This is a genomic window from Pseudoalteromonas rubra (assembly GCF_001482385.1).
GTDB lineage: Bacteria > Pseudomonadota > Gammaproteobacteria > Enterobacterales > Alteromonadaceae > Pseudoalteromonas > Pseudoalteromonas ardens.
In genome coordinates, this window is the sequence record NZ_CP013611.1 from 4135252 (window position 1) to 4155984 (window position 20733).

The window sequence follows — 20733 nt, forward strand, 5'->3', positions numbered from 1 at the left end:
TTAGCTAATTGACATACCTTTAAAGGAGATATCTATGTCTGAATTTCTACACGGTGTAGAAGTCATCGAGGCGCAATCTGGTACGCGTCCTATTAAAACTGTAAAAAGCTCAGTAATTGGTGTTATTGGTACTGCACCTGATGCTGATACAGACGCATTTCCTGCCAACACACCGGTATTAATTGCGGGTAAGCGCAGTGAGGCTGAAAAGCTTGGAACCCAGGGTACACTGCCTGACGCACTGAACGGGATTTTTGACCAGGCGGGTGCCGCAGTGGTTGTGATTCGTGTTGAAGGTGCAGATGAAGCTGCTGTGATGGCAGCGATGACAGACAGCTCAACGGATGATGGCAAATACAAAGGGGTGTTTGCATTCCTGGGTGCTGAGTCTGTACTGGGTGTTGCACCACGTATTCTGGTTGCGCCGGGTTATACGCATCAGCGCGATGGTGGTGCGAACCCTGTTGTCAGCAAATTGGTGGGTGTGGCAGAGCGACTGCGTGCAGTGATCATCGCAGATGGTCCGAATACCACAGATGCCAAAGCCATTGAGTATCGAGGTGATCAGAGCTCACGTCGTGTCTTCCTAGTTGACCCGCATGTTCGCGTATTCAAAGATGGTGTTGAAAAAGTTGAGCCAGCCAGTGCCCGTGTTGCGGGTATGATTGCCAAGTCGGATAACGACCGTGGTTTCTGGTGGAGCCCGAGCAACACGGCAATGAATGGCATTGTAGGCACAGCTCGTCCAGTGGACTTCCAGCTGGGTGACCGACAAGCTCGTGCAAATCATCTGAATACCAATGATGTAGCGACGATTATTCGTCAGAATGGTTTCAAGCTGTGGGGTAACCGCACTTGTTCTGGTGACCCGAAATGGGCCTTCCTGTCAGTCGTGCGTACTGCGGATATGATCAACGATTCACTGTTGCGCGCACACATGTGGGCGGTTGACCGTAACATCACCAAAACTTACATCGAAGACGTTAAACAAAGTGTGCAGTCTTATCTGGACAGTCTGAAGGCGCAAGGTGCGATTTTGGGCGGTGAGATTTGGGCAGACGAAGAGCTGAATTCGCCGGAAAACCTCCAGGCTGGCAAGGTTTACTTCAGCTTTGACTTTACGCCGCCTACACCGGCTGAGCACATCACCTTCAAGAGCATTCTGACAAACAACTACCTAGAGGAAATCGTATAATGGCAATGTCTCCTAAAATCCTTAAAAAATTCAAACTGTTCGTAGACGGCAAAGGCTACCTGGGCATTGCGGACGAAATTCAGCTGCCAAAAGTCACAGTCAAAACCCGTGAAGTCACGTCGGGCTTTCAGGCACCGATTGAGCTGGACGTAGGTCAGCTTGAGAAACTGGAAGGTAACATCACGTTACTTGAATACAACGCTGACATGATGAAGCTGCTGGGTGACTGGAGTGGCGCAACCACGCCTTTGACTGCACGTGGTGCAATTCAGGCGCAAGGTCAGCCACCACAGCCTGTGGTTGTGACGCTGGAAGGCTTCTTTAAAGAAGTGGACATGGGCAACTGGAAAGACGGCGAAGAAGCCAAGTTAACGCTGCAATACACAGTGCAGAAGTACAAGCTGGAGATCAACAACGAAGTGATCTACGAAATTGATTTGTACAACGATGTACGCAAAATCAATGGCACAGATCAGATGGCGTTGTTACGTGCAGCGATTGGCGCTTAATTCGCGTTCTTGCCTTGAAGTTAGCGGTTGCCCCTCGCCAGTTTAGCGACTGGAAGGGGTACCCGCCTATCCGCTGAGTAAATAATAATAGGAGCAAAAGCATGAAAGAAATCATTACCCTGGCATTTCCAATAACGGTTGATGGGCATGAGTATGCCGAACTGACAATGAGACGACCAAAAGTACGTGACCGGTTAATGGTGGATAAGGCAGATATCAGCGAATCGGAAAGTGAAATTCGTTACTTCTCCAATTTGTGCGAAGTCTCGCCGGATATCATCGAAGAGCTTGACTGGAGCGACTTTGTGAAGCTCAGAGAGACCTTACAGGCTTTTCTCGTATCCCGCCCAGGCGCTTAAGAGCCATGGTTATTGCCTTAGCCAAATACACTGGCTGGGGCCTGACCGAGCTCAATGCATTGACCGAAGATGAATTAATCGACTGGTTTAATGCTGCGGTTGACTATAAAGAGGCAACCTCCGTGTCCTGATCCGTAGCGGGTCAATATCATCAGGCATGCGCCTTTGCGCATGTTTGTGACTGAATATTCGGGCATTGCTCAGTGGCTTGTTTCAGGCTGCTGAGCAATGCCACACAACATCTCCCTTCACTCTCTGGTATCACCTCTTAACGCTTTCAGGTAAATCTATGAAACAAGGAACTGTCGAACATCTTCGTGCTCCTGGCGGAGCCAAAAATAAAGTTAAACATCGCCTGGCGCAGAGCAATGGCGTGGACCAGCGACTGGCGAAACTGGGTCGGACGCTGCACGCTTTGCAAGTACAAAGTGATGCCAGTGCAGCTTCCGTGGGACAATTGCTGGCACAGCTTCAGGCGCTGGCATTATTAGCCCCTCAAAACAGCGATTTGCAAAAACGCCTGCAATCTGTGCTGACACAACAGGGGCCATCGGGTCAGCCTGCGCCAGCCGAAGGGGCGGTTAACCTGAGTGTTGACAACCCGGCTTCTTCTGAGGTGTCAGACGCTTTGCTGGCGTCTATTGACAACCTTGGCGCTGTGATTGTTCGCCTCGCAACTCAGAATGAACATGTAGCTCAGCCTGGTGCAGTAAGCCAGATTTCGACAGCAACGGCATCAGGCTTTGTTGCGGCGAGTGGGTCTGAACAACGTCAGAGCTCAGTTGAATTGAGTGCGACACACAACGCGGGTAGTGAGGCAGCTGCCCCTGAGCAGGCATTGGATGCGTCCAGTGTAACTGCGCTGTCTCAGTCAGTGGATGCTGATTTGAGTAGTCTGACCAATTTGATGCCCCAGGTAAGCCGCTCTTTAGACCTGAGTCAGGCAGTCGCTGCGTTTCAATCCGTATTGCCTGCACTTCAAAGCCAGGACCTCAAGGCGCTGTTTGAAGGCGATCTGGATGGTTTGAAGACGGCATTACCAGCACTGATTGATGCAGTAGATTTGCCTCAGCTGCAGCAGGCTTTGGCAGCAGAATTGCCAGCATTGGCACAGTTGGACTTGTCAGGTGTGCTGCGCGGTGACGTGCAAGCGTTAGCATCGCAGGTCCCTCACGTGCTCAGTGCATTGGAACTGGACGGCTTATCGGCCGGAGTCGCACAAGCGTTACCGGCACTTCAGCAATTGGATATGCCGGCGCTGGCTTCAGGAGAGCTGGACTCATTAATCCAGGCTGCTCCGCAGCTATTTCAGGCACTGAACATGCCCGGTGCTTCTCTGGCGATGGAAAAAGCCCTGCCCGTGCTCAGCAAACTCAATGCGCCTGCGATTATCGAAGGTGATCTCAGTAGTTTACTGGATGCCGCGCCAGAGGTACTGCGCGCATTTGAACTGGAAGGAGCTGCAGACAAATTGCAGGCAGCCATCCCAGGCCTGACACAACTTGACCTTAAAGGCATTGCTCAGGGCGATGTTTCGAGTCTGATGAAGGTTGCCCCCCAGTTATTAAGTGCGCTGGAGCTGGGTGACGCTGGCACAGCTATGGCCGCGGCGCTGCCAGCATTACAAAAGTTTGATGTTGATGGGTTGCTTAGTGGTGATCTCACTTCACTGGCTGAAGCCGGACCTGAGCTGCTGAATGCTCTGGGCATGGAAGATGCTGCGGCTGTGTTGCAACAACATGCAGGCATTGTGCAAAAGCTGGATATTCAGGGAGTCATGCGTGGCGACCTGGCTTCACTGGGTGAGGTTGCTCCGGCTGTGTTTGAAGCGCTGGACATGCCAGGGGTGTCGGCTGCGATGCAAAAGGCCATGCCGGTGCTCAACAAACTCAATGCGTCGGCGATTATGGAAGGTGACCTGAGCAGTTTGCTGGACGCAGCGCCTGAGGTATTACGCGCCTTTGAGTTGGGTGATGCCGCAGATAAGCTGCAAACTGCAATTCCAGGTTTGGCTCAGCTGGATTTAAAAAGCATTGTTCAGGGCGATGTCTCCAGCTTGATGAGTGCCGCACCGGATCTACTTAAAGCGCTGGATCTGGGAGATGCAGGCGCTTTACTCGAGTCGGCTTTACCAGCACTACAGAAATTCGATGTGGACGGGCTTTTGAGTGGCGATTTGTCGTCTCTGACTGAAGCCGGCCCTCAGCTGCTGAGTGCTTTTGGTATGGATGATGCGGCTTCATTGCTGCAACAACATGCCGGGGTGTTCCAGAAGCTGGATGTGAAAGGCGTGCTGGGTGGCGATTTGTCTTCGCTGGTCTCCGCTGCACCGGATCTGCTGAATGCGTTCGGTATGGACGGTGCGGCATCTTTGTTGGCACAACATCAAGGAGCGCTCAGCAAATTGGACTTTAAAGGGCTGATGAGCGGTGATTTATCCTCTTTGGGTGATGCCGCGTCTGAGTTCTTAAGTGGCTCGGGTTTGTTTGGCGACACTGGTGGCGACGCAGAAGGGGCCAATGTATTTGATGAACTCGACGGACATTTAGAGGATGAACCTGAAGAAGAGAAAAAGCAGCCACGTAAGCGCAAAAACAAAGGCAAGTCGCAGGGCAAGCCTGGTGGTAAGCGAGGGCGTAACAAAGGGCAACGCAACAACCAGGCTGACTCTGCACCGGAGAAAAATACAGCCAGTCAGCATAAACGCAAACCCGTAGCAAAAGGCAACGCTATTCGCTCGCTCGATGCTGGCAGGCAGCTCCCTAGCGCGACATCTAAATCGATACCTGTTCAGGCTGCGGCAAATGACGCAAAGGCCGGTAAACTTGGGCAGTTCGCAGGGAAAAAAGGCGGCTTATTCAGTCGTCTGCCCGGAGCCAAAATGCTCGGTAAACTGGCTGCTCCTTTAAGTGCAGTGATGGGCGCCGTGGATGTTGCGACTACCCTGTCGGATGACAGCCTGAGCGCAGAGCAAAAAACGCAACAGGTTGGCAGCGCTGTGGGTGGTGCAGGTGGTGCCTGGGCTGGGGCAGCCGCTGGGGCCGCAATTGGCTCTGTGATCCCGGGTATTGGCACTGCTATAGGCGGCCTGGTCGGCGGCGCATTGGGTGCGATGGGTGGTGAGTCTGTTGGTGGCTGGCTGGGCGAAAAGCTGGGAGGCTGGTTTGTTGATGATGAACCTGCCAAACCCCAGTCAACACCAGATGTAAAAAGCACTGTCGGGACAACCCATTTGACCGCGGAGGGGAATGGTACGCCGAGCGCCACGTCATCAGGTAGCGATGGCAATGGCCTGCTTAATGTTGCCGAAGGTTTCATCAAAAACCAGTTTATCAATCCGTTTAATTTGGCCGCGGGCACTGTGTCTGCGTTTGCTGAACTCAGCGGGAATAACAAAAGTCGTGCGCATACAGTGGCCAGAGTTGGCAACTTTGTCGGTGATGCGCTGAATTATCACACCGTCTGGCAGGCTGCCAATGATGATACTTTGAGTGGCTCGCAAAAAGCGCAAGTGATTGGCGGTACGCTTGGAGGCATGTTCTCTGCGAAAGCGGTGAGTGGTTTGATGGAGAAAAGCCGTAATCCCTGGTTGAAGATGGCTGCGCCATTGGCTGGGTTTATCACCAATGCAGCAGTTGGCTCGCAAATTGGCAGCTGGTTTAGCGAAGAAAAAGCGGCTGAGTCCGGTGAAGACGCAGCCGGTAAGGCTAATCTTGCAACCACGCCAGAGATGCTGTCTGGCTCGCAAGGTACAGCAATACCGCAGACAACGCCTGGGTCTGAAAATGGTACCACATCCCATCAGGCCGCGCAGGTAACAGTCAACGCCAATATTACAGTCAACGCACGCAGTGGTGAGCAGGCTCAGGACATTGCTATTCAGGTTAAGCAGATCCTTGAACAGCAACAACAACAGGCCATTCGGGACTTGAATGCGCGTTATTTTAATCAGGTGGCTTGAGCCCACAATTTATAATTCAGGTGAACAATGAGCAATACCAATCATGCCAGACACATGATGCAGCTGGGCGACTACAAGTTTTCAGTCAGTACTGCGGCATTCAATAAATTGAAATACGACACACAATATCGCTGGAAGTCTCTTGATGCTCCAACCAATAAAAACAGCCCTTTGATGCAGTTTATCGGGGTTGGTGAGCAAACCCTGGATCTGGAAGGCACCATCTTTCCGCAAATTGTCGAAAATGGACTCAAACAGCTCGACTATATGCGCGAGGAAGCGGCCAAAGGGCAGCCTCTGACTCTGGGCTATGTGGAGGAAAGTGGCAAGACCAACCCCAGTGTTGGCCGGGTGCTGGGCAAATGGGTGATCAGCAGTATTAGTGAGACTCGAACCTTGTTTTTTAATGATGGTATTCCAAGAGAGATACAGTTTTCAATGCGATTGAGCCGTTATCAGGCGGCATTGAAGGAACCCGAATAAGGAGACGTTATGAAAGGGGTTAATTATGTAACACGCGATGGCGATTGCTTGGACTTGATCTGTTACCGGCATTACGGGCAGAGCTCAGGGACCGTGGAAAAGGTGCTCGGTGCAAACACTGGGCTAGCCGGGCTAGGTGCTATCTACCCGGCTGGCATCGAAATCTTCCTGCCGGAGTTGCCCAAGCCTAAGACCAAGCACGTGATCAATATCTGGGATTAACCATGAAGCAACAACCCTATTTTTCCATCAAAGCAAACGGTAATGAAGTCACACAAAGCCTCAAAGATCGGATTGTTGAAGTCAGTGTGACGCAGCGAACCGGGTTGCTCAGTGACGTATGTGTTGTGCGCTTCGACAACCTGGAAGAGTTGCCAATTCAACTGCCCGAGCCCGGTAACATACTTGAAATCGCATTGGGCTACAAAGATGGTACGCCTGACAACCACGCAGCATTAACACCAGTAGGCAAGTTTGATGTGGGGGCATACGAGCTCAGCGGTCCTGCCCGGGCACTCACTTTATATGGTAACAGCATCATGTGGGATGCCGACTTTAAGTCGCCAAGGTATCGCTCCTGGCCTGAGCAGGGTAATGAAACACCAGTCACACTGGGCGAGCTGGTGGAGCAAATAGCGTCTGAGTATGGCTTGCAAAGTGGTGTGAGTGACACATTGCAGAATATTAGCCTGCCTCATTTGGAGCAAAGTGAGAGTGATATGCAGTTGCTTACTCGCCTTGCCCAGCGTTATGACGCAGTAATGAAAGTGGCAGCAGATAAGCTGCTTTTTGTGACCAAAGGGACCGGACGGTCTTTGTCCGGACAAACCGTGACTTCAGCGACTTTGGGGAAAAACCACATCATACACTGGTCCCGGGTCAGCAATCATTGTCACTTAGTGGGAGCTGTTCAGAGCTATTACCATGATACAGAGCAGGCATCGCGGATCGCCGTCCAGGCAGGGGGTGGGGCACCGATGATCACTTTACCTTATCTGTATCCGGATGAAGCCAGTGCCCAGGCGGCTGCAAACAGTCAGCTAACACGCCTGCAGCGTGCTCATGGCGCTGTACAACTTACGGTACCAGGTAACCCAGACATAGTTGCCGGGGCATTAATTAAGGTTGATAAAACGGTCGATCATCTTGAAGGTGATTGGTTTATCAAAGAAGTCACGCATCAGCTGACGTCACAGGGCTTTATGACCCAAGTTACCGCTGAGCAACCAAGCTAACCCCTCCGTCACATCACTTGATGTGATTATGTCCTTTCTTATTGCCTTTCAACTCAGCACCATGTGCAGTCTTTCATGCCGTACATGGTGCCACGTCAAAACAGACCAAATTCACAATTCAGATCTGCCAGAACAAATTGAACGCATTAATACATGCGTACGATACGGCTGTATACAGCACTATTTGCATCCCATGATTCACAACTCGTCGTTTCATAAGTCAGGCTGACATTTTTCCCCGCTGTCTGACGAGCCAATAGCATTGAGTACATGCGGTTACGTCTTTCGGTTGGTAAGCTGTGGCTCACGGCCAGTGTTCTTTTATTCGAGCAGGTGGTATTAATGTCACTGGTAACAGACTCGAGCGTCACCAAAATAGTATCTCTGCTGGAATATACAACCACATCTTTCAACTTACCACTGACAGTGATCCAGGCTGCCTGAGCCTGACTTGCCATTAAAAGTGCGCAACCTAATATGAGCTTTTTCACTTTGTTTCCTTATGTATATTATTGATATCTTCAACAGTGTACATATAAAAGGTAAGTGTAACCATGTTTTTGTTTTTGAAAGTTATGTTAACGCGTTCTAGGTGTTGAGGTGGGCGCCAGGTGAGTTAAAATAACTCAATGTCGTTGTTGCTTGCACTGGCAGGGTGTTCATTTAGGGTCTCTATGAGACTTACGAGCTGTTGCTCAATCTCTTTGCCTGACTCAAGTTTAGTGTCGGCAGAGGCTCTTGCTGCCTGGATCAGGGTGATAAGTTGTTGCTCGGCTTCTTCTGATAGCTCATTGTCGATACTCATGCTGGAAAATAAGCTATCGAGCTGCACTTCAAGGTCGTCAATCAGCGTGACTATGCCAGCTTTAATGTCTGTATTTCGTGCTTTAAATTGCACAATGGTCTGGCGCAATTGCTGTTCCAATAACACCTTGTTGACGCATTGCTCCACACCATCCATTACGTAAGCGAGATAATCCCGAATAATGCCCACTTTGTTGTCATGAACTGGCATGTTTTTAACCAGTAAAGACGCATGACGCCAGTTAAATGCCGCCCTGTGCTTACCAAAGGCCATGATCCTGCCAGCACCTTGCAATGATTCCAACAACGCGGCATCGATATTTTTGGTTATCCCGTCGTCAAAAAAGCAGGGGTTGGTTTTTTGATCGCGAATAATCAACGAGCACTTCAGGCCAAATCCTTGGGTGAGTTTGAAGACAGCCTGTGCGAGATGAGATAAATCACCACATTGAAAACTATCCCGATAAAACCCCATCACATAACCGAGCGACGACAAGTCCGACAGTGCATTGACTGCGACTTCCTCCGCATCGCCAGGGCAGGCGTTGTGTGCTTTTAGCAGCACAGAGACTTTCTTGAGTAGCTCTTGTTCATCGACCGGTTTGGCAATAAAGTCGTTGCCACCCGCATCATAGGCCTTCAAGCGCTCCTCTAATGAGCTCAGATTTGAAAAAAACAAAATGGGCATGGTGTGACCAGCAAGCCTGATTTTATAGGCTGCCTCATAGCCGTTCATACAGGGCATCTGAATGTCCATTAAAATCAGGTCAGGCGAACATGAATCGACCCGTTTGAGCGCTGTTTCGCCGTCCTCTGCAACCTCTGTATGATAGTGTGATGACAGCATATGTGTATGGTATTCCACAACAAACTCGTCATCATCAACGATCAGTATGGTCTCCATTCAGTTCACCTGTTTAGTAAATATTGTCGTGATTGGAGGTCCAACAATACGGCTATTTTCACCTTTAGCCCCCAACTTCTCAAATCAAGACTAGAATACAAAAAGAAAATTTACCAATGACCTAATGGACGGGGCACGAAGTGAAACTTTTGTTGTTAGTACTCGCATTTGCACTGATTGTCGGGTGTTCTGATGCACCGCGTACCCAGCTTAGGGTGGGACTCAATTTGTGGCCGGGCTATGAGACCCTCTATCTGGCGAAGCAAAAGGGTCTGCTGGCAGATAACATTGAGTTGGTAGAGTTATTGTCTGCCACTGACACCATGGATGCATTTCGGCATGAGCGTATTGAAGTGGCTGCACTGACGCTGGATGAAGCACTGCTCCTGGTGTCTGAAGGTATTGCGCTCAAAATTGTATTGATTATGGATGTCTCAAATGGGGCTGATGCGGTCGTTGCCAGAGCACCGATTGTTGAATTGGCACAACTCAAAGGAAAGCGGATTGCCTATGAGCAAACGGCTGTTGGCGCACTGATGTTGCACAAAACGCTGGATGCCGCGCAATTGAGCATGGCCGACGTTGATGCTGTCCATATGCCAGTGAATCAGCATTTTCGCGCTTTTCAGTCACGTGAGATTGATGCGGTTGTGACGTTTGAACCGGTGACCACCCAGCTTGTTAAGCAGGACCACAAGGTTATCTTTGATAGCGCCCAAATACCGGGCAAAATTGTTGATGTGCTGGTGGTTCGGACGGCACAGCTCTCTCATCATTTTGATGCCCTGCAAACACTTATTTCCGCTCAGTTTGCTGCCCTCGCTTTTATAAAAAGCAATCCTGAAACAGCTGCGCAATTGATGTCTCCCAGACTTGGATTAAAGCCCAATGAACTTTTGGCAGCACTTGATGGGATAGCATTGGCCGATATGCCCACCAATCGTGACTTGCTGGTGGGGACAGGCACTCCACCTCCTTTGCAAGTCACTGCTGACCAGCTGTTAGCTGTTTTGCTTGAGCATAATATGATTGCAGAAATTAACGATGTCGATGATTTAGTTGACGCGAGGTTTGTGACGCAATGAGACGCCCAGGTGTGCCAACGTCCCTGGCATTTTGGGTGCCTGTGGGGATATTAGTACTTTGCTTCGCAGTACTGAGCCTGAGCACTATGGTCATTTATACGGGGAGTCGGGATGCCGCTCAATCAAGCCACAAATCACATGCTAATTATCTGCTACTGACATTGAAACGTCATGTCGAAGTGAACCTGAGTTCGAATAAATCCGAGGAAATTCGGCATGATTTATCTATTATCGGCACGGTTCCGGAAGTTGCAAACATTGCGGTGACCGATGAAACGGGGCAAATACTATTCAGTAATCACTTTGCTGATATCGGTAAATCATTACAGGACGTTGCCAGTCATCATACCAAACAGGCGCTTAAAACCGCGATGAGCAGTCACATGCCATCCATGGTGCTCTCGACGGATCATAACACACTTGAAGCGCTGCAAAGCTTTGCTTTGCCGTCTGGCACTGAGTTGCGCTCTAGCCGGCTGGGGCTGATTTATTTAAATTATGATCTGGCATTGAGCGAGAAAATGTTGTGGCGCAAAATTCGCTTCAACCTGGCGTTGATGTGGGTCGGCTGTGGGGGGTTGATCCTGGTGGTGATAGTATTGTTAAGAAAAGGGGTTATTGCGCCATTGGGGGAGCTGGCAAGACAGGCAACTTTACTCGCTGATGGCACTTACACACGTCAGAGCGTCCGTTATGGGTTTAAAGAAATTGCAACGCTGACAGAGACATTTAACTGGGCTTCCAATGCCATTAGTGAGCACATTGCGCAATTGGATAAAAATAAGTGCGAGCTTGAATCCAGGGTGAAGCTACGTACTGCTGAGCTGCAAAGCGCCAACCTGAATTATGAGCAGGCACAAAAAATGGCCCGCCTGGGTCGCTGGGAGCTCGAATTGGAAAGCGGTTTAGTACATTTATCCCAGGAGGCCTACGACATCATTGGTGCATCTCCTGCGCAGCCTGTGACGTTAAGCACTTTGTTTGGCCACACTGATGTTGTATCCGAGCCAGCATTGCTGGCTATTTTTGATAAGCAGCAACAGCATCATGACTTTAATTATGAGTTGCAAAGTGGCGATACATGCCGTTTTATTCGACTCGTCGCTGAGCGGTGTGAAGACAGTAACACCGGGCACTATAAAATGGTCGGTATTGTTCAGGACATATCTGAGCAGATGCACAAAGAACTGTCATTGATAGAAAATCAAGCGATGACTCGCGCCATCATAGACACGGCTGCGGATGCCATTATAGTGATTAACACGCAGGGAGAAGTTCAGGAGTTTAGCCCGGCGGCGGTGGAGATGTTTGGTTATGCGCCTGATGAAGTGCAGGGTAAAAATCTGCGCATGTTGATGCCTGAGCCCTATCGCAGTAGTCATGATCAGTATATGCAGAATTACTTTGATACCGGCGTAAAAAAAGTCATCGATAATAAACGTGAAGTGACAGCGCGCAATAAAAGTGGTCGATGCTTTCCCATCGATCTGGCTGTTGCCGAAACTAAGGTGGGCGAGGCCAATTATTTTACTGCTATTATTCGTGATATTACGGAGCGCAAAGAAGCTGAAAAAAAGCTTCTGGAAGCAATGCAGGCCGCCCAAAGTGCGACCCGTGCTAAGTCAGAGTTTCTCGCCAATATGTCTCATGAAATTCGCACACCTATGCATGCAATTACCGGGTTAACACATCTGGCACTCAAAATGGATGCGCCACCAAAAATGCATAACTATCTGAAAAAAATACGTTATGCAGCAGATAATCTGCTGGTACTTCTGAATGACATTCTGGACATTTCTAAGATAGAGGCTGGAAAACTCAGTGTGGAGTCTGTGCCGTTTCGTTTGCAGACCCTCATAGAGCATGTCTGTGGTCTGATTGCGGCCCGGACTGACGAGAAACAACTGAGCTTTGCGGTAAGGCAAGACCCTAAGTTACCTGAAGTCCTGATAGGGGATACGCTCAGGCTCAGCCAGGTATTGCTGAATTTGCTCAGTAATGCGATTAAGTTTACCCCCCATTCTGGCAGTATCACTCTGGAACTAACTGCAAAAGCGTCTACAGAATCTAACGTACAGATACTGTTCACTGTATCTGATACCGGAATCGGTATTTCATCGAGTCAGTTGCAAACTTTGTTTGCCCCTTTTACTCAGGCTGACGCTTCGACTACCCGACAATATGGGGGAACCGGTCTGGGTCTGGCAATCAGTAAAAACCTGGTGAAACTCATGGGAGGCCGGGTTTGGTGTGAAAGTAGCGAAGGAAGAGGTGCACATTTTTTTGTCGAGATTACATTTCCACTTGGTGAGATTGCTGCCGAGCCCGGCGTACAGATTGGTGCGAAAATCGAGCAAGGGGCAGTCTCGGCGGTGCTTGAAGGGGCAACCGTGTTATTGGTGGAAGACAATGATATTAATCGGGAAATCGCACAGGAAATACTGACTGACGCGGGTATGCGGGTATGTACAGCGGAACACGGAGAGGAAGCGCTGGAGCAAATACGAGAATCGGCTGTTGATTTGATCCTAATGGATTGCCAGATGCCCGTGATGGATGGATACACCGCGACCCGGGAGATCAGAAAAATATCGGCTTATCGCCAGGTGCCAATTATTGCCCTGACGGCGAATGTGATGCACCATGACCTGCAAGAGATAAAAGCGTGTGGTATGGACGATCACATCGCCAAGCCAATTAATGTTGAGCTGGCTTATCAAAAGATTTACCAATGGCTTTGTCGTCAATCTCAGCCGAGCATGCCCGAGGTGTCAGTTGTTATGGAGCCTGTGCAGCCTTATTCGGCAATACCTGAGCCAGTTCCTTCGCATGATAGCGCAGACAGTGATTTGCTAGATATGGCGCAGGGCCTTAAGCATGTGAATGGCAACACAGATTTTTATCGAAAAATGTCCGATAAGTTTATAGTGGCACAAAGCTCGTTTTGTGAGCGCCTTGAGCAGAGTTTGCAGGATAAGGATTTTGAAGCGGCTGCCAGAATGGCGCATACATTAAAGGGACAAGCTGGGTACCTTGGGTTGTTGCGCTGTGCTGAACTGGCGGCACAGCTGGAGCAGGCGATTACGCAACAAACTCCACAGCAGGCGAGTTTGCTTCAGGCGCTGGAGGCGACTTTGGCGCGCTCCTGTCAGGCGCTAAAAGCTGCATTGGCAGAGTCTGGAGTGTAAATTTTAATTTAGACGGCTAAACATCTAGAAGTTGAAATTTATTCCCATTGCTTCATAATGTCGCTGGAAAGTGGATCGCGTTACAGAGATCCAGTCACTGAGGGGAATACCATGCCAATCACAGTCACCGACGATTTACCTGCCATCAGCCATTTACGCCACGAGAATGTCTTTGTGATGCCGCAAAGCCGTGCCAGTACGCAGGAGATCCGGCCAATGCGGTTGGCCATACTCAACCTGATGCCGAATAAAGTAGAAACTGAAGTACAGTTTATTCGTCTGTTGGCTAATTCACCGCTTCAGGTAAATGTTGATCTGTTGCGTCTGGATACCCACCGTAGTTCTGAAAACTCAGAGCAACACCTTAATATGTTTTATCGCTATTTTTCTGATGTAAGAACAGAAAACTATGATGCGCTGATTGTCACAGGTGCGCCACTTGCGCACCTTGAATATGAAGACGTGACCTACTGGGAAGAGTTACAGGCGTTTTTCGACTGGGCCGAGCATCATGTCACATCGACCCTGTTTTCTTGCTGGGCAGCGCATGCAGGTTTATTCCATCATCACGGCCTGAAGCGTGAGTTGAAAAAAGACAAACTATGTGGCGTGTTTCGTCATCAGTGTTACTTTGAACATGGCGCTTTGACGCGCGGGTTTGACGATGAATTCTTGGTACCCCACTCACGCTATGGTCATATCGAAGCCAGTAAAATTGATGCCTGTGAGGATCTGGTGACGCTTGCCGGGTCCGAACGAGTCGGGGCCTATTTAATTAAAAATGTATCGGGTAGCCAGGTGTATATTACCGGACACCCGGAATATGATGCAGATACCCTTAGCAAAGAGTATTTTCGCGATTGCGAAAAAGGTCCGGATGCCCCTAAGCCGGAGAATTACTTTCCAAAAGACGATGCGTCTGCAAAGCCATCCAAGACATGGCAAAGCCATGCTTTTTTGTTATTCTCCAACTGGTTAAACTACTATGTTTACCAGACCACTCCGTACGATATTAATCTGGTTAGCCAGGATGTTAGGACTAACAATTATGCCGAATAAACATATCACCACTGCGGCCGACGGCGCAGCCATTGCTGAGGCGCTCAAAACGGCCATGCAACAGCGTATTTTGATCCTCGATGGGGCCATGGGCACCATGATCCAAAAACATAAGTTTGAGGAGGAGGACTATCGCGGCGAACGCTTTAAAGACTGGCATGTATTGATCAAAGGCAATAATGACCTGCTCAGCCTGACTCAACCTGAAGTGATCCGTCAGATCCACCGCGAATACCTCGAAGCGGGTGCGGACATTATTGAAACGAATACTTTCAATGCCACCACCATTTCCATGGAAGACTATGACATGGCCAGCCTGAGCCGGGAGATCAACGTCGAATCAGCCCGGCTTGCGCGCTCGGTATGTGATGAGTTCACAGCCAAAGACCCTGGTAAACCGCGTTATGTCGCAGGTGTTCTGGGGCCGACCTCAAAAACCTGTTCTATTTCACCAGATGTGAATGATCCGGGCTATCGGAATGTATCGTTTGATCAGCTGGTGGAAGCGTATATTGAGTCTACCGAAGCCCTGATTGAGGGCGGCGCGGATCTGATCCTGATTGAAACCATCTTCGATACGCTTAATGCCAAAGCAGCAGCGTACGGGGTGGAAGAAGCATTTGAACGAACCGGTATCACTTTGCCGGTTATGATCTCCGGGACTATCACGGATGCGTCAGGGCGCACTTTGTCGGGCCAGACAACCGAAGCGTTTTACAACTCTATTCGTCATATCAAACCAATCTCTATTGGTTTGAACTGTGCGTTGGGCCCCGACCTGTTACGTGCTTATGTCGAAGAATTGTCGCGGGTATGCGAAACCTATACGTCCGTGCACCCTAATGCGGGCTTGCCGAATGAATTTGGTGAGTATGATCTCGAAGCTGATGACATGGCAAAGGAAATCATCGACTGGGGTAAAGAAGGCTTTATCAATATCGTCGGTGGCTGCTGTGGTACCACGCCTGAACATATTAGCGCCTTTGTAAATGGACTCAAGCAGGTCGCGCCGCGTACCTTACCTGAGCTTGAAGTCAGAATGCGCTTGGCGGGCCTTGAAGCCTGTAATCTTAATTAGGAAGTACTGATATGACGCAATCTACAGCCATTTTTACCAACGTCGGTGAAAGAACCAATGTTACCGGCTCGGCGCGTTTTAAGCGTTTGATCCTGGAAGAAGATTACGAAACAGCACTGGATGTGGCGCGCAGCCAGGTCGAGAACGGCGCCCAGGTGATCGACATCAATATGGATGAAGCGATGCTGGACTCTAAGGCCGCCATGGTTAAGTTTCTTAACTTGATTGCCTCAGAGCCGGATATTTCCCGTGTGCCAATCATGGTTGACTCATCCAAATGGGAAGTCATTGAAGCGGGCCTGAAGTGTATTCAGGGTAAGGCCATTGTTAACTCCATCTCGCTAAAAGAAGGCCGAGAGCCGTTTGAGCGCCAGGCGAAAATCATTAAGCGTTTTGGCGCGGCCGTGGTAGTCATGGCGTTCGACGAAACGGGCCAGGCCGAAACAGCCGACCGCAAGTTTGAGATCTGTGAGCGCTCTTATCGCATTTTGGTGGATGAGCTGGGTTTCCCGCCTGAAGACATTATTTTTGACCCCAATATTTTTGCCGTGGCGACCGGTATTGAAGAACACGACAACTATGCCGTCGAGTTTATTGAAGGTACGCGACGCATTAAGCAGAACCTGCCGCACTGTAAAGTGTCGGGCGGGGTGTCGAACGTGTCTTTCTCATTTCGGGGTAATAACCCGGTGCGTGAGGCTATTCACTCGGTATTTTTGTACCACGCCATTCAGGCTGGTATGGATATGGGGATAGTGAACGCAGGTCAGCTAACGGTGTATGATGACATTCCGGATGAGTTACGCAAAGCCGTCGAAGACGTGGTTCTTAATACTGACCCCGGAGCGGGTGAGCGTTTGGTAGAGATTGCGCCTAACTACTCGGGAATGGCACAGGCTGAGAAAGCCGAAGACCTGGAGTGGCGCAGCTGGCCAGTGGCCAAGCGTCTAGAACACGCACTGGTAAAAGGTATCACTGAATATATCGAAGAGGACACCGAGGCGTGCCGCCAGACGTTCGACAAACCGATTGAAGTGATTGAAGGTCCTTTGATGGACGGGATGAATGTGGTCGGTGATTTATTTGGTGCCGGTAAAATGTTCCTGCCTCAGGTGGTGAAGTCCGCACGTGTTATGAAGCGAGCGGTGGCCTATCTGGACCCTTATATTGAAGCCGAGAAGCAGGCCGGGGAGAGCAACGGTAAGATCATCATGGCCACGGTAAAGGGCGATGTTCATGATATCGGTAAAAACATTGTCGGTGTGGTGCTGCAGTGTAATAACTACGAAGTTATAGATTTAGGCGTGATGGTGCCCGCAGAGAAAATCTTGCAAACGGCCATTGATGAAAATGCCGATGCCATTGGTTTGTCGGGCTTGATCACGCCTTCGCTGGACGAAATGGTGCACGTAGCGAAAGAGATGACGCGTCGTGGTTTTGAGATCCCACTGCTGATTGGTGGTGCTACTACGTCGAAGGCCCATACCGCAGTGAAAATTGAGCCGCAGTATGATAAGGGCGTCGTTTATGTCAACAACGCCAGCCGTGCGGTGGGTGTGGTTTCCAGCCTGCTCAGTGCCACACAAAAGCCGGTATTTTTGGAAAAAACTGCCAGTGAGTACGTCAAGGTACGTGAACAACAGGCGCGTAAAAAGCCTCGTTCTAAGCCGGTGACGCTGGCGCGTGCACGGGACAACGCCGTTAAGCTGGACTGGGACAATTACACCCCGCCTGTGCCTAAAAAGCTCGGTATTACTGAGTTTAAAGATGTCAGTATTGCCACTCTACGTGAATACATAGACTGGACGCCGTTTTTCATGACCTGGACACTGGCGGGTAAATATCCGCGTATTCTGGAAGATGAAGTCGTGGGCGAAGAAGCGAAAAAGCTTTTTGCTGATGCGAACGCTATGCTGGATGAGTTAACAGCCAAAGGTAGCTTGCAACCGCTTGGTGTGATAGGTCTGTTTCCGGCCAACCGGGTAGGGGATGACATAGAAATCTATCGTAATGAAAGTCGTGAGGAAGTACTGCTGCGTTCATGTCAGCTGCGCCAGCAGACCGAGAAAACCGATTTTCCTAACTACTGTCTGGCAGATTATATTGCGCCAAAAGGCACGCCGGACTATTTTGGGGCGTTTGCCGTTACGGGTGGCCTGGAAGAGGATGATTTGGCCGATGTATTCGAGCAACAGCAGGATGATTACAATAAGATCATGGTAAAAGCGGTTGCAGATCGCCTGGCTGAGGCCTTTGCGGAATACCTGCATGAACAGGTTCGTAAACAGCATTGGGGTTTTGCCAGTGATGAAAATCTCAGTAATGAGCAGCTGATCCGCGAGAATTATCAGGGGATCCGACCTGCACCTGGCTATCCTGCTTGCCCTGAGCACACCGAGAAAGACAAGATCTGGCAACTACTGGATGTGGAAAACCGCATTGGTATGAAACTGACCAGCTCATATGCCATGTGGCCTGGTGCTGCGGTATCTGGCTGGTATTTCTCTCACCCAGATTCTAAGTATTTTGCGGTGGCGGCTATCCAGCAAGATCAGGTTGAAGACTATGCCAAACGCAGCAATATGACGCTGGCTGAAGCCGAACGCTGGCTGTCGCCTAACCTTGGCTATGAACCGCAATAATACCAATCTGTATCATAGCCGTACTTACCTTGATTAGGCGCGTATTTCGCGCCTTTTCTTTTACTTTCAAAATATTATGTTAATTTTCTGCGCGTACACTGCATATCTAACTCATTTTCCTGTTACATTTAGTTGCATTTTAGCTTGACTGGTTGCGCTTACCGCAATAAATTGTGCCGTTTTTAATCATGGGGAAAAATCAGGGTATGAATGTGAATAGGGCAAGTAAAGTCGCGTTAGTCCTAATGGGTTTACTCGCGTTGTCGGGGTGTGAAGGCACTGGTGAAGAAGAAGTCAGTGGTGATATCTCATCGGGTTCAGGCCTGAGTAGCAGCGGTAACAGCTGTAATTTACAGGAACTTATTACGGATGCCGACAGAGAAGCGGCCAATGCGTGTGGTATACAGGCGTCATCTCAGATAGCAAATGCAGATGTCTATTACACCGCTGCTGTTAAAGCGTGTCGTAGCGGAGAGACTAGCACAGATCCTAAAACTGGTCGTACAACCACATATAAAGATACGTATGATGTTTATAAACAAGCATCTGAATATGCACTTACGGTAGTTGATCAGATGAACTGTGGGGCGAATTCCAGTGGACAAAATAACGGTGGCATCATAGTTCCGGATAAAAAGGTAACGCTCTATAACCTGTGTGTTGGTTATATCAATAATGGTACAGAAGCGCTGGCTAATTGCCGTGGACCCGTTGAGCAATCTGACCACTCTTGTGGAGATAATCGTCTGAACTATATTAAAAGCTACGAAACCTCAGCAGCCTGCATTACCGAACGTGATAACTGGCTGAAAAACGCTTTCAGTAATTAAGAGGGAGTACCTGTGATCCGTTACATGTTGCTGACCTTTTTAGTCGGTATGATCTCAGGCTGGTTTCTGCGTGGTACTGTTGTGGTACCACCTGTTGCAGAGGAAAGGGGCTTAGCAGCTGCTCTGGTTCAGAGCCCGAGAAGCGAACCGGACAGAGCACTGAGCCAGCCTAAAACAGAGGTTCATCGTCATACAGCGTTTGCAGGTACTCAGCCCATCAACAACTCCATGGTCGAAACGGCGATCCGTTTTGCAGATGAAGACACGCTAGCTCAGTTTGCAGCATCTCATGGTATTCTGGATGACGACAGTTTGCTGCAGATCACGGACGTTCGGTCTGCAGCTCAGAGACTTGCAGACATTGCGCTCAGAAGTGATTTACAAGAGCAAACGGAGCAGCTGAATCATGGTAGTTCTGTGATACTTTTCTCGTCTCAAACAGAGTTTGAGGGCGGGTACGCTGTACAAAATATTTTCCCTGTTAACACAGGCAACATAACCGCCATTTTCGAAACCGATGCTGATTATGGTCATAAGGTGCTGGTGAAATGGGTAAGAGAAGACGACAATCAAATCATCGTATTTCGTAATGCAGCGATTAAATCTGCAGATAGTCAGCATTTTGTGCGTTACCATAAGCCTCTTTGGCCTGCTGGCCGCTATCGGGTAGAGATATACGCAATTTCTGATCAGTTCCCTTTGTTATCGAGAGGGCATTATCAGGTCATGGACCCTTAACTTTTCCTTGTGTTTGGATAATTATTTAGCTATTATTGCTCCCTTGCTTTAAATAACGTCTTATTTAAAGCGTCATAGAAGTAATGCCCTCTTGCCTTGATCCAGTAAGCCCGCATTAAAAAATTAAGAAGTAGAGCTTATTATAGTCAGGCGATATACCACTGCAGTTGCCCCACCGGGGTCGTTGTGAATGCAGATATTAAGATCGCCAGTACCATTTCCTTTGAAACGTACTTCGGTTTGTTGACTCAAAAGTGTCGAAAAATCGAACGTAAATTTTTTCAGGTATGGTATCAAACTGTCATAAAGCTCGTTTATTGTTTAAAGCGATAGCCGACAGGCTGCGCATTATAAAAGTGAGTTTTATTATGTCTTATACATACAACGGAACAGAGATCCGTGTTGAGCAACCAATTCGCTCAATTTCGGTCAACAAATCAAAAGTCGTTTTTGCTGATGGCTCCGGCCGCAAACAAACGCAATTTTCAAGTGGCAGCGAAGCGCGTCACTTTATCAATTGGTTGACCCGTGTCTGCTAAGTAGTTCAGCAGCATCAATCAATACTGAACGCCGAGGTGACTGAGAAGTTACGTCGGCGTTTTGCTTTTTATACATTGCACTGACACGTGCTGTGGTGTATTTTCTCGTAGTTTCCATGGGGAC

18 protein-coding genes are annotated in these 20733 nt (G+C 49.2%); 16 read left to right on the plus strand and 2 right to left on the minus strand.

From position 1 onward, the window contains the following. Nucleotides 1-34: 34 nt before the first annotated feature. The 8 genes from AT705_RS17860 to AT705_RS17890 all read left to right on the plus strand — a co-directional run bounded on the left by AT705_RS17860 (nucleotide 35) and on the right by AT705_RS17890 (nucleotide 7742). Nucleotides 35-1195, plus strand: a complete 1161-nt coding sequence (locus AT705_RS17860; protein ID WP_010385145.1) for a phage tail sheath C-terminal domain-containing protein — start codon at nucleotides 35-37, stop codon at nucleotides 1193-1195. Then, nucleotides 1195-1704 carry a phage major tail tube protein gene (locus AT705_RS17865; RefSeq protein WP_010385144.1) on the plus strand — a complete coding sequence of 170 codons (510 nt, stop codon included), beginning with the start codon at nucleotides 1195-1197 and terminating at the stop codon, nucleotides 1702-1704. Before AT705_RS17860 ends, AT705_RS17865 begins: the two co-directional genes overlap by 1 nt. A gap of 101 nt (nucleotides 1705-1805) precedes the next feature. Beyond that, nucleotides 1806-2063 carry a phage tail assembly protein gene (locus tag AT705_RS17870; protein ID WP_010385143.1) on the plus strand — a complete coding sequence of 86 codons (258 nt, stop codon included), beginning with the start codon at nucleotides 1806-1808 and terminating at the stop codon, nucleotides 2061-2063. 5 nt (nucleotides 2064-2068) lie between these two features. Continuing rightward, nucleotides 2069-2194 (plus strand): hypothetical protein, encoded by a 126-nt coding sequence (locus tag AT705_RS25980; protein ID WP_257721227.1) that lies wholly within the window; start codon nucleotides 2069-2071, stop codon nucleotides 2192-2194. Between the two features lie 158 nt (nucleotides 2195-2352). Then, nucleotides 2353-6024 (plus strand): hypothetical protein, encoded by a 3672-nt coding sequence (locus AT705_RS25590; protein WP_058797618.1) that lies wholly within the window; start codon nucleotides 2353-2355, stop codon nucleotides 6022-6024. Nucleotides 6025-6051: 27 nt separating this feature from the next. Continuing rightward, on the plus strand, nucleotides 6052-6507 hold the full coding sequence (locus tag AT705_RS17880) for a phage tail protein (protein ID WP_010385141.1): 456 nt from the start codon (nucleotides 6052-6054) through the stop codon (nucleotides 6505-6507). Nucleotides 6508-6516: 9 nt separating this feature from the next. Then, nucleotides 6517-6729, plus strand: a complete 213-nt coding sequence (locus AT705_RS17885; protein ID WP_010385140.1) for a tail protein X — start codon at nucleotides 6517-6519, stop codon at nucleotides 6727-6729. A gap of 2 nt (nucleotides 6730-6731) precedes the next feature. Next, nucleotides 6732-7742, plus strand: coding sequence for a phage late control D family protein (locus AT705_RS17890; RefSeq protein WP_058797619.1), 1011 nt, complete (start codon nucleotides 6732-6734; stop codon nucleotides 7740-7742). Between the two features lie 146 nt (nucleotides 7743-7888). Here AT705_RS17890 and AT705_RS17895 read toward each other — a convergent pair whose 3' ends face one another. After that, nucleotides 7889-8233: a hypothetical protein gene (locus AT705_RS17895; protein WP_058797620.1), complete on the minus strand. Its 345-nt coding sequence runs from the start codon at nucleotides 8231-8233 to the stop codon at nucleotides 7889-7891. A 125-nt stretch (nucleotides 8234-8358) separates the two neighbouring features. Continuing rightward, complete coding sequence (locus AT705_RS17900; protein WP_058797621.1) at nucleotides 8359-9450, minus strand: response regulator; 1092 nt, start codon at nucleotides 9448-9450, stop codon at nucleotides 8359-8361. A 140-nt stretch (nucleotides 9451-9590) separates the two neighbouring features. Here AT705_RS17900 and AT705_RS17905 point away from each other — a divergent pair, with 140 nt between their 5' ends. The 8 genes from AT705_RS17905 (at nucleotide 9591) to AT705_RS25520 (ending at nucleotide 20609) form a co-directional block, all read left to right on the plus strand. After that, entirely contained in the window at nucleotides 9591-10535 is a 945-nt protein-coding gene (locus tag AT705_RS17905; protein ID WP_058797622.1) for an ABC transporter substrate-binding protein, read from the plus strand. Nucleotides 10536-10546: 11 nt separating this feature from the next. After that, nucleotides 10547-13723 carry a hybrid sensor histidine kinase/response regulator gene (locus AT705_RS17910; RefSeq protein ID WP_167551996.1) on the plus strand — a complete coding sequence of 1059 codons (3177 nt, stop codon included), beginning with the start codon at nucleotides 10547-10549 and terminating at the stop codon, nucleotides 13721-13723. A gap of 111 nt (nucleotides 13724-13834) precedes the next feature. Continuing rightward, nucleotides 13835-14782: a homoserine O-succinyltransferase gene (locus AT705_RS17915; RefSeq protein WP_049865796.1), complete on the plus strand. Its 948-nt coding sequence runs from the start codon at nucleotides 13835-13837 to the stop codon at nucleotides 14780-14782. 55 nt (nucleotides 14783-14837) lie between these two features. Continuing rightward, nucleotides 14838-15860 (plus strand): homocysteine S-methyltransferase family protein, encoded by a 1023-nt coding sequence (locus tag AT705_RS17920; protein WP_157576918.1) that lies wholly within the window; start codon nucleotides 14838-14840, stop codon nucleotides 15858-15860. A gap of 11 nt (nucleotides 15861-15871) precedes the next feature. Next, the gene (metH, locus tag AT705_RS17925) at nucleotides 15872-18502 is read left to right on the plus strand and encodes a methionine synthase (protein ID WP_058797625.1); all 2631 of its coding nucleotides are present in this window, start codon (nucleotides 15872-15874) and stop codon (nucleotides 18500-18502) included. 206 nt (nucleotides 18503-18708) lie between these two features. Beyond that, entirely contained in the window at nucleotides 18709-19332 is a 624-nt protein-coding gene (locus tag AT705_RS17930) for a hypothetical protein (RefSeq protein WP_157576846.1), read from the plus strand. 12 nt (nucleotides 19333-19344) lie between these two features. Next, complete coding sequence (locus AT705_RS17935) at nucleotides 19345-20070, plus strand: hypothetical protein (RefSeq protein ID WP_157576848.1); 726 nt, start codon at nucleotides 19345-19347, stop codon at nucleotides 20068-20070. Nucleotides 20071-20438: 368 nt separating this feature from the next. Then, on the plus strand, nucleotides 20439-20609 hold the full coding sequence (locus AT705_RS25520; protein WP_164487836.1) for a hypothetical protein: 171 nt from the start codon (nucleotides 20439-20441) through the stop codon (nucleotides 20607-20609). The last annotated feature ends 124 nt before the right edge of the window (nucleotides 20610-20733 follow it).

What these genes read in the sequence shown, in the direction of transcription:
- AT705_RS25590 (WP_058797618.1), top strand. Translation starts at nt 2,353, where the DNA reads ATGAAACAAGGAACTGTCGAACATCTTCGTGCTCCTGGCGGAGCCAAA.
- AT705_RS17880 (WP_010385141.1), top strand. Translation starts at nt 6,052, where the DNA reads ATGAGCAATACCAATCATGCCAGACACATGATGCAGCTGGGCGACTAC.
- AT705_RS25520 (WP_164487836.1), top strand. Translation starts at nt 20,439, where the DNA reads ATGTCTTATACATACAACGGAACAGAGATCCGTGTTGAGCAACCAATT.
- AT705_RS17870 (WP_010385143.1), top strand. Translation starts at nt 1,806, where the DNA reads ATGAAAGAAATCATTACCCTGGCATTTCCAATAACGGTTGATGGGCAT.
- AT705_RS17865 (WP_010385144.1), top strand. Translation starts at nt 1,195, where the DNA reads ATGGCAATGTCTCCTAAAATCCTTAAAAAATTCAAACTGTTCGTAGAC.
- AT705_RS17860 (WP_010385145.1), top strand. Translation starts at nt 35, where the DNA reads ATGTCTGAATTTCTACACGGTGTAGAAGTCATCGAGGCGCAATCTGGT.
- AT705_RS17920 (WP_157576918.1), top strand. Translation starts at nt 14,838, where the DNA reads ATGCAACAGCGTATTTTGATCCTCGATGGGGCCATGGGCACCATGATC.
- AT705_RS25980 (WP_257721227.1), top strand. Translation starts at nt 2,069, where the DNA reads ATGGTTATTGCCTTAGCCAAATACACTGGCTGGGGCCTGACCGAGCTC.
- AT705_RS17890 (WP_058797619.1), top strand. Translation starts at nt 6,732, where the DNA reads ATGAAGCAACAACCCTATTTTTCCATCAAAGCAAACGGTAATGAAGTC.
- metH (WP_058797625.1), top strand. Translation starts at nt 15,872, where the DNA reads ATGACGCAATCTACAGCCATTTTTACCAACGTCGGTGAAAGAACCAAT.
- AT705_RS17885 (WP_010385140.1), top strand. Translation starts at nt 6,517, where the DNA reads ATGAAAGGGGTTAATTATGTAACACGCGATGGCGATTGCTTGGACTTG.
- AT705_RS17930 (WP_157576846.1), top strand. Translation starts at nt 18,709, where the DNA reads ATGAATGTGAATAGGGCAAGTAAAGTCGCGTTAGTCCTAATGGGTTTA.
- AT705_RS17915 (WP_049865796.1), top strand. Translation starts at nt 13,835, where the DNA reads ATGCCAATCACAGTCACCGACGATTTACCTGCCATCAGCCATTTACGC.
- AT705_RS17900 (WP_058797621.1), bottom strand. Translation starts at nt 9,450, where the DNA reads ATGGAGACCATACTGATCGTTGATGATGACGAGTTTGTTGTGGAATAC.